Annotated in this window: 13 protein-coding genes; 9 read left to right on the top strand and 4 right to left on the bottom strand. The window is 71.4% G+C overall.

All coding sequences use genetic code 11. The annotated features are described in order from the left end of the window. The first annotated feature begins 80 nt into the window (after positions 1 to 80). Both ACERMF_RS08450 and ACERMF_RS08445 read left to right on the top strand, forming a co-directional pair. Positions 81 to 482 (top strand): hypothetical protein, encoded by a 402-nt coding sequence (locus ACERMF_RS08450; RefSeq protein ID WP_373668620.1) that lies wholly within the window; start codon positions 81 to 83, stop codon positions 480 to 482. Between the two features lie 85 nt (positions 483 to 567). Further along, the gene (locus ACERMF_RS08445; RefSeq protein WP_373668619.1) at positions 568 to 1,995 is read left to right on the top strand and encodes an ATP-binding protein; all 1,428 of its coding nucleotides are present in this window, start codon (positions 568 to 570) and stop codon (positions 1,993 to 1,995) included. On the opposite strand, the gene ACERMF_RS08440 is transcribed toward ACERMF_RS08445, so the two are convergent. Continuing rightward, positions 1,956 to 3,023 carry a cation:proton antiporter gene (locus ACERMF_RS08440; RefSeq protein ID WP_373668618.1) on the bottom strand — a complete coding sequence of 356 codons (1,068 nt, stop codon included), beginning with the start codon at positions 3,021 to 3,023 and terminating at the stop codon, positions 1,956 to 1,958. The two genes, ACERMF_RS08445 and ACERMF_RS08440, sit on opposite strands and share 40 nt — an antisense overlap. 645 nt (positions 3,024 to 3,668) lie before the next feature. Here ACERMF_RS08440 and ACERMF_RS08435 point away from each other — a divergent pair. Next, positions 3,669 to 3,944: a GlsB/YeaQ/YmgE family stress response membrane protein gene (locus ACERMF_RS08435; protein ID WP_373668617.1), complete on the top strand. Its 276-nt coding sequence runs from the start codon at positions 3,669 to 3,671 to the stop codon at positions 3,942 to 3,944. Between the two features lie 109 nt (positions 3,945 to 4,053). Here the strand turns inward: ACERMF_RS08435 and ACERMF_RS08430 are convergent, their stop codons facing one another. Both ACERMF_RS08430 and ACERMF_RS08425 read right to left on the bottom strand, forming a co-directional pair. Further along, a complete protein-coding gene (locus tag ACERMF_RS08430; protein ID WP_373668616.1) occupies positions 4,054 to 4,710 on the bottom strand; it encodes an MBL fold metallo-hydrolase in 657 nt (218 codons plus the stop codon). A gap of 21 nt (positions 4,711 to 4,731) precedes the next feature. After that, the gene (locus ACERMF_RS08425) at positions 4,732 to 5,739 is read right to left on the bottom strand and encodes a 2-hydroxyacid dehydrogenase (protein ID WP_373668615.1); all 1,008 of its coding nucleotides are present in this window, start codon (positions 5,737 to 5,739) and stop codon (positions 4,732 to 4,734) included. A gap of 280 nt (positions 5,740 to 6,019) precedes the next feature. On the opposite strand from ACERMF_RS08425, the gene uvrA reads away from it, so the two are divergent. Continuing rightward, positions 6,020 to 8,914 carry an excinuclease ABC subunit UvrA gene (gene uvrA / locus ACERMF_RS08420; RefSeq protein WP_373668614.1) on the top strand — a complete coding sequence of 965 codons (2,895 nt, stop codon included), beginning with the start codon at positions 6,020 to 6,022 and terminating at the stop codon, positions 8,912 to 8,914. An 81-nt stretch (positions 8,915 to 8,995) separates the two neighbouring features. Beyond that, the gene (locus ACERMF_RS08415) at positions 8,996 to 10,408 is read left to right on the top strand and encodes an S-layer homology domain-containing protein (protein WP_373668613.1); all 1,413 of its coding nucleotides are present in this window, start codon (positions 8,996 to 8,998) and stop codon (positions 10,406 to 10,408) included. 3 nt (positions 10,409 to 10,411) lie between these two features. Here the strand turns inward: ACERMF_RS08415 and ACERMF_RS08410 are convergent, their stop codons facing one another. Next, positions 10,412 to 11,605: a mechanosensitive ion channel family protein gene (locus ACERMF_RS08410; protein ID WP_373668612.1), complete on the bottom strand. Its 1,194-nt coding sequence runs from the start codon at positions 11,603 to 11,605 to the stop codon at positions 10,412 to 10,414. Between the two features lie 70 nt (positions 11,606 to 11,675). On the opposite strand from ACERMF_RS08410, the gene uvrC reads away from it, so the two are divergent. The 4 genes from uvrC to whiA are packed head-to-tail and all read left to right on the top strand — an operon-like array spanning position 11,676 to position 16,448. Further along, positions 11,676 to 13,616, top strand: coding sequence for an excinuclease ABC subunit UvrC (gene uvrC / locus ACERMF_RS08405; RefSeq protein ID WP_373668611.1), 1,941 nt, complete (start codon positions 11,676 to 11,678; stop codon positions 13,614 to 13,616). Then, entirely contained in the window at positions 13,613 to 14,566 is a 954-nt protein-coding gene (rapZ, locus tag ACERMF_RS08400; protein ID WP_373668610.1) for an RNase adapter RapZ, read from the top strand. The genes uvrC and rapZ overlap by 4 nt, the downstream gene beginning before the upstream one ends. Next, entirely contained in the window at positions 14,563 to 15,480 is a 918-nt protein-coding gene (yvcK, locus tag ACERMF_RS08395; RefSeq protein ID WP_373668609.1) for a uridine diphosphate-N-acetylglucosamine-binding protein YvcK, read from the top strand. Before rapZ ends, yvcK begins: the two co-directional genes overlap by 4 nt. Continuing rightward, positions 15,477 to 16,448, top strand: a complete 972-nt coding sequence (gene whiA / locus ACERMF_RS08390; RefSeq protein WP_373668608.1) for a DNA-binding protein WhiA — start codon at positions 15,477 to 15,479, stop codon at positions 16,446 to 16,448. The genes yvcK and whiA overlap by 4 nt, the downstream gene beginning before the upstream one ends. Positions 16,449 to 16,601 lie beyond the last annotated feature (153 nt).

The following is a 16,601-nucleotide window of genomic DNA, read 5'->3' as shown; positions in this document are numbered from 1 at the left end:
ATGGTCCGGCCGCGGGCTCAGGGCCTGACCAGGACGGACGACGGTGGCGGCTAGGCTGCGCCGCGATCAGGAGGCAGCCCGTGGATGTCGTGACCACGATCCACCAGTTCACCGGCTACGTGGTGGCCGCGGTGGTGCTCGTCGCCGTCGTGGCGGCGTTCGGTCGCGCCCGCGACGCGCGTGAGTTCGCTGCTGGTCCCTACGTCGCGGCGGCCGTGTTGCTCGACATCCAGGTGCTGGTGGGACTGGTGATCTACGGCATGGGGCAGTACTGGGACCACCCGTCGGCGCTGCTCCGCTACGTGCACCCCGTCCTCGCGTTGCTGGCGCTGGTCGCCGCACACGTCGGGGTCAAGCGTGGCCGCAGGCAGCAGATGGCCGTCGACGCCCACCAGGCCGCGGGCCGTGGCCTCCTCGTCGCCCTGGTGCTGGTCTTCGGCGCGGTGATGGCGTCGACGCTGGCCGTGCGCGGCATCGTGTGAGCGGACGTTCGGCCGGTCCTCCCCGGCCGAACTGCTGGGGTACCGTCGCGACCGATTCCACGTCATGCAAGGAAAGAACGAGTCGGTGAAGCAGCTGCCGCAGCTGGCGACCTCGAACGTGCGCCGTTCGGTCGCCGGTCACGGGCCGGGTGACCACCTCGTCGGGTTCTACGAGGACGAGACCTACCTCGCCGACGCCGTGGCCTCGTTCCTCGCGCCGGCCCTCCGTGCCGGCGATGCCGGTGTGGTCGTCGCCACGCCGGCGCACCGCGAGCAGTTCGCGGCGGCGCTGCGGACCGAGGGGGTCGACGTCGAGGCGGCCATCGAGGCCGACGCACTGATCCTGCTCGACGCCTCCGACCTGATCGATCAGTTCCTGCGGGACGCGGTCACCGACCGTCAGGCGTTCCGCCGCGTCGTCGGCGAGGTGCTGGCCCGTGCCGGCACCGGCGGCCGCGAGGTCAACGTCTTCGGCGAGATGGTCGCGCTGCTGTGGGAACGTGACAACGTCACCGCGGTCGTCGAGCTCGAGGACGCGTGGAACGACCTCGCCCACGAGCACCCGTTCGTGCTGTTCTGCGCCTATCCGATGCACGGGTTCAACCAGCCGGAGGCCGCTGAGGCCTTCGGTGCGGTCATGGAACGCCACACCCACGTGCTGCCGAGCCAGGCACTGCACGAGCCGGGCGGGCTGGATGCGCACGCGCGCCTCGTCGCCCTGCTCGAGCAGGAGCTCACCTCGGCCCGTCAGGACCGCGACGCCCTGCAGGCCCGACAGCGCGAGCTCGAGGCGATGCTCGACGAGATGCGCGAACGCGACGCCCTGCGCAACGAGTTCGTCTCCATGGTCGTCCACGACATCCAGAGCCCGACGACCGTGGTCTCGGCGCTGCTCGGGCTGCTGCGTGACAACTGGCCCGACATGCCGGACGACGTCGTCGACGACCACCTCGACACGGCGTTGGCGAGCATCCGCCGGATCGAACGGCTGACCGCGGACATCCTGACGGTGGCGCGGATCCAGTCGGGCAACTTCACCTACGACCTGCACGACGTCCGTCTCCGCGATGTCGTCGAGCGGGCGGTGACCGACGTCCACGGCGCCACGGGCCGTCGGATCGACGTGGCCGCCGGTGCCGATCTCGGACGGGTCCGGGCCGACGCCGACCGCCAGCTGCAGATCCTCACCAACCTGCTCACCAACGCGGTCAAGTTCTCGCCGGAGACGGCGGCCGTGCAGGTCACCATCGAGCCCGGGCTCGACCACCAGGTCGTCCGGGTCCGCGACGAAGGTGTGGGCATCAGCCCGGAGGAGCAGGCCGGGCTCTTCCTGCCGTTCTCGCGCCTGCACAACCGCTCGGACCGGGTCGTTCGCGGCACCGGCCTCGGACTGCACACCGCGAAGGCGCTGGTCGAGGGGCAGGGCGGTCGGATCTGGGTCGAGAGCGACGCCGGCAAGGGCGCGACCTTCTGCTACACCGTGCCGCTTGCCGACTCGCCCGCCGAGGCGTAGAGCCGTCCGGTCCGGCGATACAGCAGGCGGGCGGGCCCGGCAGTGATGGCGTGGACCACCGTGCTGACGGCGACGACGAGGCTGCCTGCCGTCCACAGCCGGGGATCGGTCACGCCCTCCTGGTGTGCCTGACCGAGGTACAGCACCGCCGCCACGCCGATCGGGCCGAACCAACCGAGCCAGGTGACCTGGGCCGGCGACGCCCGCAGTGGACGGCGCAGGGCGACCACGACCGGCAGCCGGCGCAGCAGCAACGCCACCACCACGAAGCCGGGTCCGGCCCAGCCCAGCTCCGCCCAGCCGTCCCACGGCAGCACGACCCCGAGCAGCACGAACACCGGGATCACCAGGAACTGGTTGAGGGTCTCGTCGACGGCCATCTCGCGTTCCCGGTCGCCGCTGCTGATGACGCCGCCGTGCACGAGTCCGGCGACGAACACCGCCAACAGGTCGTTGACCCCGAGCAGCCCACCGGCACCGAGGAGGAACGCGGCCAGGACGAGCGTGTACAGCGAGCGGATCGCGCGGTTCATCTCGCGATGCTGCTCGGCCCAGCGCATGGCGCGTCCGGCGACGAACCCGCCGGCGGCGCCGAGCGAGACGCCGCCGAGGACCTCGGCCATCGCCCGACCGAGCTCGGAGGCGAGGGAGCCGCCCGCCGCCGCCGCGATCGCCAGCAGGACGAATGGTCGCGCGAGCCCGTCGTTGAAGCCGGACTCGAGCGACAACAGGCGGCGGTCCGTGCGCGGGATGTCCTCCTCGGCCGGTTTGCCGGTCACGATCCCGGAGGCGAGCACCGGGTCGGTGGGGGACAGGGCGGCGCCGAGCACCAGGGCCACGCCGAGCGGCAACTGGAGCAACCAGACCGCGCCGCCGGCCAGGACGGTCGCCATCGCCGGCAGCACGACGAGCAGGAGCAGCGCCAGTTCCCGCACGTGGCCGCGCACCTCGTCGACCGGATACCGCAGCGCCGTCGCCATCAGCGCGACGGCGAGCAGCAGCCGGGCGGCGACGTGCAGGACGCGCAACTGCTCGGGTGCCGGGATGCTGACCGCGTCGAGCAGGCGGGGGCCCGAGGACGACCCCGGTCAGCAGCCCCAGGAGCGGCGGCGAGATCGACCAGCGTTCGAGATGCGTGAGGAGGACGCCGACCAGGATGGCGACGGCGCCGGCGCCGAGCAGGACCACATCCACGGACCACGCCGAGGTTCGGTTGCGGCCGAATGGATACCCGTCCCCACGGTCGGCGGCAATGCTCGCGCGGTCGGGGCCGGTCGGACCGTTCCTGTCGCGTCGTCCCCGAACGGGCGTCTCGGGCAGTGCGAGGTCGAGGGCGCTTCTACTTGCGCCTACCGCGGTAGGACGTGGACAGTGCCGTCGGCACCTTCGTCCCGTGCCGCTGCGGCCCCGTCGTCTCTCCCCGACGGGGCCGCCACGTGTTCGTGTCGTCGCTACGACGGCACGCACGTCGGCGCGAACGGCCTGACGACCTCCGCATGCACGCGATCCTGGCCGGCCTGGAGTTCTGGCTCGACGCGTACGGATGACCCAGGCTGGTCTCGGACCGCCCTGGCACTGGCCGCGGACTGGCCGAGTGGGCCGGCCCGGTGTGCGGCATCCCTTTATGGTTGACCGGGCAGACACCCACGTCGCACCTGGACAAGGAGGCCCAGATGGGCATCATCGCGTTTCTCATCCTCGGGTTGCTGGCCGGCGCGATCGCGAAGGCCCTGCTGCCGGGCGACGACCCGGGCGGCATCATCGTGACGATGATCATCGGGGTCATCGGCGCCATCCTGGGTGGATTCCTCGCCGGACTGATCTTCGACGTCGATCCGGTCGACGAGTTCTTCAGCATCTCCACCTGGGTGGCCGCCATCGTCGGCTCGATCATCCTGCTGCTGATCTACCGGGCCGTCACCGGGAACAAGCGCCGTACGAACCGGTAGCCGGGCCGCGCGTCCACGCACGGTGCCATGTCATGCGAGCTCATCCGTGTCGCGCCTGATCGCCACCGGTGACGATCAGGCGCGACATCGACGATGAGCGGTGACATCGTCACCAGCCGCGCTCGCGCCACTCCCGCAGATGAGGGCGCTCGGCGCCGAGGGTCGTGTCGTCGCCGTGGCCGGGATAGACCCAGGTCCCGTCGGGGAGGCGCCCGAAGATCTTCGCCTCGAGGCCGTCCATGATCCGCCGGTGATTGTCGGCACTCCCGAACGTGTTGCCGGGTCCTCCGGGGAAGAGGGTGTCGCCGCTGAACAGGTGCGGTCGCTCGTCGCCCTGGACGAGGTAGAGCAACGATCCCTCGGTGTGGCCGGGCACGTGGATCACCTCGACCTCGAGGTCGCCGACCGGCAGACGCTCGCCGTCGGACAGTTCGCGGTCCACCGCGCGGGGGAACAGCGCGGCGTCGCCGGCGTGCCCCCACACCTCGATGCCGCCGTCGTCGCGGATGCCGTCCCAGGCGCGGACGTGGTCCCAGTGCCCGTGGGTCTGCACGGCGGCCACGGGCTCGAATCCCTCCAGAGCGTGACGCAGCCGGTCCGGACGGGCGGCGACGTCGACCAGCAACGCGTCGCCGGTGACCGTGCACCCGATCACGTACACGTTGTTCGCCATCTCCTCGACGGCGAGCTTGCGTACGAACAGGTGTCCGTCGCGTCGGTCCTGCCAGTCCCCGTCGGGCTCGACGTGACCGGTGTACTCGCGCATCGATTCAATCCTGACGTCGACTCAGCCGCGAACGGCGTGGACCTGGACCTCGTTGCCGCTGCGGCGCCCCTCGGCGAACGCCGCGGCGTTGCCGAGCGTCGCCTCGGCGATGTTGCGCAGTGCCTCCTCGGTGAAGAAGGCCTGGTGGGCGGTGATCAGCACGTTGGGAAACGTCAGCAGGCGCGAGAAGACGTCGTCGCGGATCACCGTGTCCGAGAGGTCCTCGAAGAACAGGTCGCCCTCCTCTTCGTAGACGTCGAGGGCGAGGTGTCCGATACGACCGTCCTTGAGCCCCTCGATGACGGCGCGCGTGTCGATCAGCGCCCCACGGGAGGTGTTGACGATCATGACGCCGGGCTTGGTCTTGCGCAGGGCCTCGTCGTCGATGATGTGGTGGGTGTCCGGCGTCAGGGGGCAGTGCAGCGTGATCACGTCGCACTCCCCGAGGAGGGTGTCGAGGTCCTCGTAGCGGACGCCGAGGTCCTTGACGTCGTCGCTGGGGAAGGGGTCGTAGGCGCGGATCGAGCACCCGAACCCGCGCATGATCCGGGCGACGATCATGCCGATCTTGCCGGTGCCGATGATGCCGATGCGCTTGTTGCGCAGATCGAAGCCCAGCAGGCCGTCGAGCGCGAAGTTGCCCTCGCGTACCCGGTTGTGGGCCCGGTGGATCTTGCGCTGGACCGAGAGCATCAGCGCGACCGTGTGCTCGGCGACGGCGTACGGGGAGTACGCCGGCACCCGGGCGACGGTGATGCCGCTGGCTTCGGCGGCCTCGAGGTCGACGTGGTTGTAGCCGGCGGAACGCAACGTGAGCAGACGGGTGCCGTTGGCCGCGAGCTGCGCGATGGTCGGGGCGTCGACGGTGTCGTTGACGAACACGCAGACGCCCTCGTACCCGTCCGCCAACGCGACCGTGCTGGCGTCGAGTCTGGCCTCGAGGTAGTGCAGTTCGTGTCCGTACCGCTGGTTCGCCTCGTCGAGGAAGCGGCGGTCGTAGGCGCGGGCGCTGAAGACGGCGATGCGCACGGGATCTCTCCGGAGGAGGGACGACGCCGGCATGCGTCGGCGTCCGGTGGTGGATCCTAGGGAGGTCCTGGGGGCGCGCGCTGCTCGAACCGGCCGGGCGCGCCACCGCCGCCTACACGAACAGGTGTTCGACTCCCGGACGCCATGGCGCTAGCGTGATCGGCCAGTACCCTCGCCGATGCTCGGGGACCAGCCGGGCCGAAGGCGACCGGTGCGTCGCCTCCATTCGTTCGCGAGGCCGACTGCGGTCGTGCCCGCACCTGTGCGCAGGGGAACGCCCGTGGCCACTCGCCGTCGTGACGCCCACGACCGCATCGTCGTGCGCGGCGCCCGGGAGCACAACCTCAAGGACGTCGACCTCGACATCCCACGCGACGCCCTGGTGGTGTTCACCGGTCTGTCCGGCTCGGGCAAGTCCAGCCTCGCCTTCGACACCATCTACGCCGAGGGCCAGCGGCGCTACGTCGAGTCGCTGTCCGCCTACGCGCGCCAGTTCCTGGGGCAGATGGACAAGCCCGACGTCGACTTCATCGAGGGCCTGTCGCCGGCGATCTCGATCGACCAGAAGTCCACCTCGCGCAACCCACGGTCGACCGTCGGCACCATCACCGAGATCTACGACTACCTGCGACTGTTGTACGCCCGCATCGGGCAGCCGCACTGCCCCAACTGCAGCCGACCGATCGCGCGCCAGACCGCCGAACAGATCGTCGACCAGGTCCACGAACTGCCGGCCGGCACCCGCTTCCAGGTCCTGGCTCCGGTCGTCCGCGGCCGCAAGGGCGAGTACGGCGCCCTGTTCCAGCAGTTGTCGACCGAGGGCTACGCGCGCGTACGGGTCGACGGCGACGTGCATCCCATCGACGAGGTGCCCCGGCTCGAGAAGAACAAGAAGCACAGCATCGAGGTCGTCGTCGACCGCCTCGTGCAGAAGTCGGACATGCGGCGCCGGCTGGCCGATTCGATCGAGACCGCGCTCCAGCTCGCCGACGGGCTGGCGATGATCGAGGTGATGCCGACGCGTGAGTCGGTGGACGAGGCGCGTGCGACCGGATTGCCCGAACCGCAGGCCGAGACCCTGGTGTTCTCCGAGCACCTCGCCTGCGCCCACTGTGGCCTCAGCTTCGAGCAGCTCGCGCCCCGCAACTTCTCGTTCAACTCGCCCTACGGCGCCTGCGAGACCTGCTCCGGGCTGGGCACGCAGCTGACGGTGGACCCCCAGCTGGTCGTGGGCGACCCGTCGCTGTCGGTCGAGGAGGGCGTGGTGCTGCCGTGGGGGACCGGCGCCCAGTCGAACTACTACCAGCAGTTGCTGCGCGCGACCGTTCGTCACGCCGGCGGTGATCCGTCCACGCCCTGGCAGGACCTCGCGGACGAGGTCAGGCAGGCGGTGCTCCACGGCGTCGACGGGCGCGTCCAGGTGTCCTACACCAACCGCTACGGGCGTCGCCGCTCCTACAAGGCGCAGGTCGAGGGCGTCATCCCTTCGCTGCTGCGCCGACACGCCGAGACGGAGTCGGACCACGTCCGCCAGCAGGTCGAGCAGTACATGCGCGAGGTGCCGTGCCCGGCTTGTGCCGGCAAGCGCCTCAAGCCGATCGTGCTGAGCGTGACCGTCGGTGGCCTCTCCATCGCCGAGCTGACGGGCCGGTCGGTGGCCGAGGCCGACGCGTTCGTCCGCGGCCTGGCGCTGAGCGAGCGCGAGACCCTCATCGGCGCGCGGGTGCTCAAGGAGATCCGCGCGCGGCTGCAGTTCCTCCTCGACGTCGGCCTCGAGTACCTGACCCTGGACCGCGCCGCCGGCTCGCTCTCCGGCGGAGAGGCCCAGCGCATCCGGCTCGCGACCCAGATCGGCGCCGGCCTGGTCGGGGTGCTCTACGTCCTCGACGAACCCTCCATCGGCCTGCACCAACGCGACAACGAGCGCCTCATCGAGACGCTGATCCGGCTGCGGGACCTCGGCAACACGCTGATCGTGGTCGAGCACGACGAGGCCACCATCGAGGCCGCCGACCACGTCGTCGACATCGGGCCGGGCGCCGGCGAGCACGGCGGCGAGATCGTCCACTCCGGGTCCGTCGAGGGACTCAAGCGCCTGACGCGCAAGTCGCTGACCGGCGCGTACCTGTCCGGTGAGCGCAAGATCCCGCTGCCGACCGAGCGGCGCTCCGGAAACGGCAACGCCATCACGATCGAGGGGGCGGTCGAGCACAACCTGCGGGACGTGACCGTGTCGTTTCCGTTGGGGGCGTTCACCTGCGTCACCGGCGTGTCGGGATCGGGAAAGTCGACCCTCGTCAATGAGATCCTGTCCCGGGTGCTGATGCGGCACGTGTACGGCTCGCGTGCGCTGCCGGGCCAGCACCGGCGCACGACCGGGCTCGAGCACGTCGACAAGGCCGTCGTGGTGGACCAGTCGCCCATCGGCCGCACCCCGCGGTCCAATCCCGCCACCTACACCGGCGTCTTCGACCGGATCCGGCAGCTGTTCGCGGCCACCCAGGAGGCGAAGGTCCGTGGCTACCAGCCCGGCCGCTTCTCCTTCAACGTCAAGGGGGGCCGGTGCGAGTCGTGCCGCGGTGACGGGACGATCAAGATCGAGATGCACTTCCTGCCCGACGTCTACGTCCCGTGCGAGGTGTGCAAGGGGCGGCGCTACAACCGCGAGACCCTCGAGGTCCACTACAAGGGCAAGACGATCGCCGAGGTGCTCGAGCTGTCGGTGGACGAGGCACTGGAGTTCTTCGCCAACATCCCGGCCATCGCGGGCTACATGCAGACCCTGCACGACGTCGGGCTCGGGTACGTGCGGCTGGGGCAGCCCGCGACGACGCTGTCGGGTGGCGAGGCACAGCGGGTGAAGCTGGCCACCGAGCTGCGCAAGCGCTACAACGGCCAGACCGTCTACATCCTCGACGAGCCGACCACCGGACTGCACTTCGAGGACATCCGCCGGCTGCTCGACGTCCTGCACCGGCTGGTGGACAAGGGCAACTCGGTGATCGTGATCGAGCACAACCTCGACGTCATCAAGACCGCCGACCACCTCATCGACCTCGGTCCCGAAGGCGGCACGGGCGGTGGCACGATCGTGGCCGAGGGGACCCCCGAGGACATCGCCGCCGCCCCGGCGAGCTACACGGGAAAGTTCCTCCGCGACCTGCTGCCGAGCTGATCGTTCCCTCGGCTGGACGGCCCGCTTGAGCATCGCCTCAGGCGGTCGACGGGGGTGGCGGATCCCCGCTCGAGGACGGCCATGACGTCGACCGCGCCTGCCACCCGCCGCACCGTGGCGCTGGTCGTCCTGCTCGTGCTGCTCGTCGGCTGGTGGTCACCGTCACCGGCCGCGGCCGCGCCGGACCGCAGCGGTCACGAACGCGTCGCGGAGTCGCGGCTGTTCGATCGCATGAACCTCGCCCGGACCGACCCGGGGTCGTACGCGCAGACGATGCCGGCGGCCCCCGCGCTGCGGTGGGCCGAGGACGTCGCCGAGGTTGCGCGTGACTGGTCCGACACCATGGCCCGCACCGGCGTCTACACCGCCAACCCCAACGCCTCGACGCAGGTCTGCTGCGCCGTCCAGGTGACCGAGATCATCGGCCAGGTGAAGGGCGTCGAGGGGTACTACACCGTCGAGGCCGCGGCCGACCACATCGTCACGATGGTCATGGCCTCGACCGGGCACCGCAACCGGCTCATGACCCCGCAGTTCACCCAGGTCGGAGCCGGTGCCACGATCGACAACGCCGGCCGGCTGTGGGTGTCGATCATCCTGCGCGAGCCCGGCCCCGGGGCGCCTCCCGGCACGACGACGTATCCGCATCCGCTGCCCGCGCCCCCGCCCTCGGGTGGTGACACCGGGACCGGCGGTGGATCGGGATCGGGCGGTGGCACGGGTGGAAGCACGCCGGGGACGGGCGGCGGCACGGGTGGCAGCACCCCCGGGACCGGCGGCGGAACCACGACCGACCCCAACGACCCCGGTGGCGCGGGGACCCCACCACCGGCGACGCCGCCCACCGGCGGGCTCGCGGACCTGAACCCGCCCCCACGGGCCGTCGCGGCAGCATGCCCCGCCTCCGTGCCGCGGGCGCCGTTCACCGACGTCAGTCGACCCGAGGCCGTGCGTGCCGTCTCGTGCCTGGTCTGGTGGGACATCGCCAAGGGAACGTCACCGACCACCTTCGCCCCAGGCCGGGAGGTGCGGCGGGACCAGATGGCGTCGTTCCTCGCCCGCGCCATCGAGCAGTCGGGGGGCAGCCTGCCGACTCCGACACGTCACCACTACCCGGACGTCCCGGTCGATTCGGTCCATGCGGCCGCCATCAACAAGCTGGCCGAGGCCGGCATCGTCGGCGGGCGCGCCAACGGCACCTACGACCCCAGCGCCACCATCTCGCGCGGGCAGCTGACCCAGATCCTCGTCCGGGCCTTCGAACACCGTGCGGGGACGCCGATGCCCGAGCCCCGCTACCGGTGGTTCTCCGACGTGACCGGCACGACGTTCGCGCGCAGCATCAACCAGGCGGCGGACGCGGGCTGGACCGGCGGGTTCGGCGACGGCACCTTCCGCCCGGGTCAGGGCGTGCAGCGCGACCAGATGGCGATCTTCCTCACGCGCTGGCTGGCGAACCTCATCGACGACGGGATCGCCGCCCCACGCCGTTGATCGTCAGTCCGGACGGGGCTCCCGCCCCCGCTCGAGCCGCAGCTCGGTGGTCTGGTCGCGGCCGAACTCGCCGGTGTCGACGTCGGCCGGGTCGCCTGCCGGCCGTTTCGGTGGCTGGTCGAGCGGACCGACGTCGGTGGGGACCAGGCCACGGCGGCGCGGGCGCTGTTGCTGGGCGCCTTCGCCGCTGGGCGCCCTGCTCAGCAGCGGATAGCCGGACGCCATCCCGCCGACCTCGACCAACCGCCCCTGCATGCGGATGTTGGCCTGGCCGAAGGCGCGGTGCAGTCGCTCGCGCAACTGGCGGTTGATGTCCCAGTTCGCCATCGGCTTCGTCGGGATCACGAGGCGGATCGACAGGCCCTCGGGTCCGAAGTCCTGGACCCCCCAGATCTCGGGCGGCCCGATGATGTCCTCGCCCCAGATCGGGTCGGCGGCGAGGTCGCTGGCGACCTTGTGGATGATCGCCTTCGCAGCCGGGACGTCGCTGTCGAGCGCGAGTGGGACGTCGAGGAGCGAACGACTCCACTCCTGCGACAGGTTGCCGACCTGTTGGACGTGGCCGTTGAGGGTGTGCCAGACGATGCCGTCGAGGTCGCGGATCGAGGTCGCGCGCAGACCCACGCGCTCGACCTGCCCGATACGACCGTCGACCTCGATCCAGTCGCCGACGCCGTACTGGTCCTCGATCAGCATGGCGATGCCGGCCAGGACGTCGCGGACCAGTTGCTGGGCTCCGAAGCCGATCACGATGCCGGCGAGTCCGGCGCCGGCGAGGATGGGACGCAGGTCGATGCGCAGCGTCTGCAGGACCGCGAAGACGGCAACGACCCAGACCAGGACGCCGGCCGCGCCACGCATCACCCCGGTGATGGCGTGGAGGCGCTGGAACCGGCGGACCCGGTAGCGGGCCACGTCCAGCGTGCCGCGACGTTCGCCACGTTCGAGGCGGGCCTCGATCCGGCGCTCCATCGTGGCGCCGAAGCGGCTGATCGCGCCGCGCAGCAGCCGGGTGACGACGAAGGCGACGACGAGGATCAGCAGCAGCTGCAGGCCGGCGCGGACGATGCCGCCGGCCCGCGCGACGAGGTCGTTGCCCGTCAGGCGGAACAACACCTCGCAGACGAAGTCGATCTCCAGGTCCTCGCCGACACCACACACCCGGGTGAGCTGGTCGGCGGTCTGCGCGAGCAGCACCGGTCCTCCTCGATTGGTCGTCGCCGCCGAGCCTAGGGGTCGCGTCCGGGTCGCTGGCTACCCTCCCGGTGTGCGCAACCCGGCCCATGCCTTCCGACCCGAACCCGGTGCCATCCCGGAGGCGCCGGGTTGTTACCAGTTCAAGGACGCGCACGGGCGCGTCGTGTACGTCGGCAAGGCGAAGTCCCTGCGCCAGCGACTGGGCAACTACTTCCAGGCCTGGCACAACATCGCGCCGCGCACGCGCGCGATGCTCGAGGCGGCGCGCTCGGTGGAGTGGATCGTCGTCGACAGCGAGGTCGAGGCACTCCACCTCGAGTACACGCTGATCCAGCGCCACCGCCCGCGCTACAACGTGCGCTACCGCGACGACAAGTCCTATCCCTACCTCGTGCTCACGGCCTCCGAAGCGGTGCCACGCGCCCGGGTGCAGCGCGGCAAGGTCGCGAAGGGGGACCTGCGCTTCGGCCCCTACGCGCACGCCTACGCGATCCGCGAGACGCTCGACCTGCTGCTGCGCACCTTCCCGGTGCGGACCTGCTCGCAGGGCATCTACGACCGCGCCGCACGCACCGGCAAGCCGTGCCTGCTGTTCCACATCGACCGCTGCGCGGCGCCATGCGTCGGCAAGATCTCGCTCGAGGACCACCGTGAGCTCGTCGGGCGGCTCGGCAGTTTCCTCGACGGCGAGACGGGTCCGGTGCTCGCCCAGCTCGAGCAGGACATGCAGGCGGCCGCTGCCGAGCTCAACTTCGAGGCGGCCGCGCGCCACCGCGACCAGCTGACGGCGGTGCGCAAGGCCCTCGAGAAGCAGCAGGTCGTGTCGGCGAAGGCGGAGGACTTCGACGCCATCGCGGTGCACGAGGACGAGCTCGAGGCCGCGGTCCAGGCGTTCTTCGTCCGGCGCGGACGGCTCGTGGGACGCAAAGGCTGGACCGTCGACAAGGTGGAACCGCTCACGACCGCCCAGCTGTTGACCTCGTTCGCGCTGCAGCTGTACGCCGACCGTGACGACGACATCCCCCCGCAGATCCTCGTACCGGTCGAGCCCGAGGACGCCGAGGCACTCGGGACCCTGCTCGCCGAACAGCGTCGTCACACGCGCGCCGGCACGCGGGGGCGGCCGATCCAGCAGGTGCGGTTCCAGGTCCCGCAGCGCGGGGACAAGGTGGCGTTCCTGGAGACGGTGACCGAGAACGCCCGGGAAGCCTTCCAGCGGGCGCGGCTGAAGCGGGCCAGCGACTTCGACAGCCGCAGTCGCGCGCTCAAGGAACTGCAGGACGCCCTCGGGCTCGAGGAGGCGCCCCTGCGGATCGAGTGCTTCGACATCTCCCACCTCGGCGGCACCGAGGTCGTCGGCTCGATGGTGGTGTTCGAGGACGGCCTGCCGAAGAAGTCCGACTACCGGCGCTTCAAGCTCTCGATCGACCGCAACGACGACTTCGCGTCCATGCAGGAGGTGATCCGTCGCCGGTTCGCCCGCCTGGCGCAGACCTCGACCGCGGAGCCGCCCGACGTCGACGGCGACGCGCCGCTGGCGGAACCCGCCGCACGTCAATTCGCGTATCCGCCGAATCTGGTCGTCATCGACGGCGGCGTCGGCCAGTTGAACGCGGCGTTGCAGGGAGCGGGGGAGCTCGCGACTTCGTCGGTCGCGTTCGTCGGGCTCGCGAAGAAGTTCGAGGAGCTGTGGCTGCCGGGGCGGGACCGGCCCGTGGCCCTGCCACGGGGCAGCGAGGCGCTCTACCTCGTCCAGCGGGTACGCGACGAGGCGCACCGGTTCGCGATCACCTATCAGCGCACTCGGCGGAGCAAGGCGGTCGCGTCGTCGGCGCTCGACGGGGTCGCGGGGGTCGGACCGACCCGGCGCAAGGCCCTGTTCCGCCACTTCGGCTCGGTCGCGGCCATGCGCCGCGCCAGCCTCGAGGAACTGATGGCGGTCGAGGGGGTCTCCCGTACGATCGCGACGGCCGTCCACGAGCATCTGCACGCCAACGAGGAGTCCACGTGACCGACCACCAGGCCGCGCCGACGGCCGACGACGGGGCCGGCCCCGAGGGTCGCGAGTTCGACCGCATCGTCGACGAGGAGACGACCGAGCGTCCCGAGATCATGATCATCACCGGCCTGTCCGGTGCCGGGCGGTCGACGGCCTCGAACGTGGTCGAGGATCTCGGCTGGTTCGTGATCGACAACCTGCCACCGACCCTGATCAGTCGGGTGACGGAGCTGGCCTTCGCCCCCGGCTCGTCGGTCGGCCGGCTCGCCCTGGTGGTCGACGTCCGCGGCCGCGAGTTCTTCGCCGCACTGCTCGACACGCTGCGCGAGCTGCGGTCGAGCGAGGCCGACGTCCGGGTCCTGTACCTCGACGCCGACGACGACGTCCTCGTCCGGCGGTTCGAGGAGACCCGGCGGCGGCATCCGGCGGCGGACGGCGCCGGCGTGCTCGCCGGGATCCGCAACGAGCGGGCGCTGTTGAGCGACCTGCGGGGCATGGCCGACCTGATCATCGACACCAGCGGGCTGAACGTGCACGAGTTGCGCGACCGTCTGCTGGAGGTGCTGCAGGGGCACGAGTCCGCGCAACTGCGCATCGAGATCGTCTCGTTCGGTTTCAAGCGCGGGACGCCGCGGGACGCCGACCTGCTGTTCGACGTGCGGTTCCTGCCCAATCCGCACTGGGTCGAGGAGCTGCGACCCTTCACCGGACGCGACGAGCCGGTGCGCGACTACGTGTTCGGGCAGCCGCAGAGCGAGCCGTTCATGCAGGCGCTGCAGCGACTGCTCGACGTCGTCGTTCCCGGGTACGTGCAGGAGGGCAAGCGCTACCTGACGATCGCGATCGGCTGCACGGGCGGCAAACACCGGTCGGTCGCGATCAGCGAGTCGATCGGCCAGTACCTGCACGAGACGACCGACCTGTCGGTCAACGTGCAGCACCGGGACCTGGGCCACGAGTGACCACCCGGCCCGAGCCCACGCGCGCCGTCGCGATCGGAGGTGGTCACGGCCTCGCGCGGACCCTCGCCGCGCTGCCCGAGGTCGTCGACGAGGTGACCGCCGTCGTGACCGTCGCCGACGACGGCGGCTCGTCGGGCCGTCTGCGTCGCGACCTCGGCGTGCTGCCCCCGGGTGACCTGCGGATGGCCCTGGCCTCACTCGCCCGTGAGCGACGCATCGCCGAACTGCTGCAGTACCGCTTCCCGCGCGGCGAGCTCGGTGGTCACAGCCTGGGCAACCTGGTCCTCGTCGCCCTGCAGGACCTGGCCGGTGGGGACCTGCAGACCGCCCTGGACGAGTTGGCCCGGGTACTCGACGTCCCCGGCCGGGTACTGCCGTGCACGACGGCGCCGGTGGTCCTGCACGCCAGCACCGGCGACGCCGAGGTCAGGGGACAGACCGCCGTCTCGTCGACGCCGGGCCTGCAGCGGGTGTGGCTCGACCCCGCGGACGCCCCACCGGGACCGGGTGTCGTCGACGCCGTCGCCGAGGCGGACCTGATCGTGCTCGGTCCGGGGTCGCTGTTCACCAGCCTGCTGCCGAACCTGCTCGTCCCCGGTCTTGCGGACGCGCTCGCCGCGGCCGCGGCGCCGGTCGTGTTCGTGGGCAACCTGCGCGAACAGCCGGGCGAGACCGAGGGCATGAGCCTGCGCGACCATCTCGATGCGCTCCGTGCCCACGTACCTCAGGTCCGGATCGACGTCTGTCTGGCGCACGAGGGACCGACCCCGACCGGCGGTGGGGCGCCGCTCCACGGCGTCGGCCTCACCGGGGCCGTCGGACGGGTGGTGACCGCGGACCTGCTGGACGGCAGCGACGGGCACGACCCGACGTCGCTGGCCGCCGTCTTCACCGACCTGCTCGGTGGGCGATGAGCGGCTCCTTCACCGAGGACGTCCGCCAGGAACTGGCGCGTCTGCCGCTTGGCGACGACGTCGGCACACGCGCCGAGCTGACCGCCCTGCTGCGGCTGGCCGGGACGCTCACCGTCAGTGGTGGCGAGGAAGGCATGCGGCGCCGGCTCGAGGTCGTCACGAGCTCGGGAGCGGTGGCCCGCCGGGCGTTCACGCTGCTGCAACGCCGCTACGGGCTGCGTCCGCAACTGCTGGTACGTGCTCCGGGCGGGGTGCACCGCCGCTCCACCTACGGCGTCCGGGTCGAGGTCGGCGCCGACGAGGTGGCCCGCGACCTGGGGCTGGTCGATGCCGAGGGCCGGCCGCGGGACGGCCTGCCGGCCGACCTGTCACGCGCCGCCGCGATCGCGTTTCTGCGTGGCGCCCTGCTCGCCGCCGGCTCGGTGTCCGATCCCGGCCGCGAGCCACACCTGGAGATCACCGCCAGGTCCGAGGCGACGGCCAGGGGGCTGGCCGGTCTCGTCGAACGCTGCCTCGACGGCAGCGCCCGCGCGGTGATCGAGACCGGAGGCCGCGAGCGGCACCGGATGGTGGTCAAGTCGGGGGCGACCATCGGTGACCTGCTGGCCGCCGTCGGGGCAACGGTCGCGTTCCTGCAGTGGGGCGACCGCCGCCTGCGGCGACAGTTGCGCAGCGACGCCAACCGGCTCGCCAACGCCGACGCCGCCAATCTGCGCCGCACCATCGACGCCGCCGGTGCGCAGGTGCGCGTGGTCGAGGAGGTGGTGGCGGCCGCGGGCTGGGACGCCCTCGACGAGGATGTCCGCGTGGTCGCCCTCGCGCGCCTCGCCAACCCGGGCGCGACGCTGCAGGAACTCGGCCAGCTGCTCGACCCACCGGTCGGCAAGTCCGCCGTCCACCGGCGCATGCGCAAGCTCGAATCGCTGCACGCCGAGCTCGGTGCGTCCCGCCCGGTCGGCCCCCGTTGAACGGGTGGGATCGGCCGCGCGAGGGCCGACAGCCCCGACGATCGGTGCCGTGCGGCCCGGTGTCGGATCAGGGGGCCGGTGGTAGGGTCGGCTTCCCGCGCGGGCGGCCGCGTACCGGACCGCCGCACCGTCGTCCCACCTCCCCAGGAGCGA

It is taken from the genome of Egicoccus sp. AB-alg6-2, from assembly GCF_041821025.1.
Lineage (GTDB): Bacteria > Actinomycetota > Nitriliruptoria > Nitriliruptorales > Nitriliruptoraceae > Egicoccus.
Note: the sequence above shows the minus strand (reverse complement) of the source record. Positions and strands in the feature narration are given on the sequence as shown.

What these genes read in the sequence shown, in the direction of transcription:
- ACERMF_RS08435 (WP_373668617.1), top strand. Translation starts at nt 3,669, where the DNA reads ATGGGCATCATCGCGTTTCTCATCCTCGGGTTGCTGGCCGGCGCGATC.
- ACERMF_RS08430 (WP_373668616.1), bottom strand. Translation starts at nt 4,710, where the DNA reads ATGCGCGAGTACACCGGTCACGTCGAGCCCGACGGGGACTGGCAGGAC.
- ACERMF_RS08415 (WP_373668613.1), top strand. Translation starts at nt 8,996, where the DNA reads ATGACGTCGACCGCGCCTGCCACCCGCCGCACCGTGGCGCTGGTCGTC.
- whiA (WP_373668608.1), top strand. Translation starts at nt 15,477, where the DNA reads ATGAGCGGCTCCTTCACCGAGGACGTCCGCCAGGAACTGGCGCGTCTG.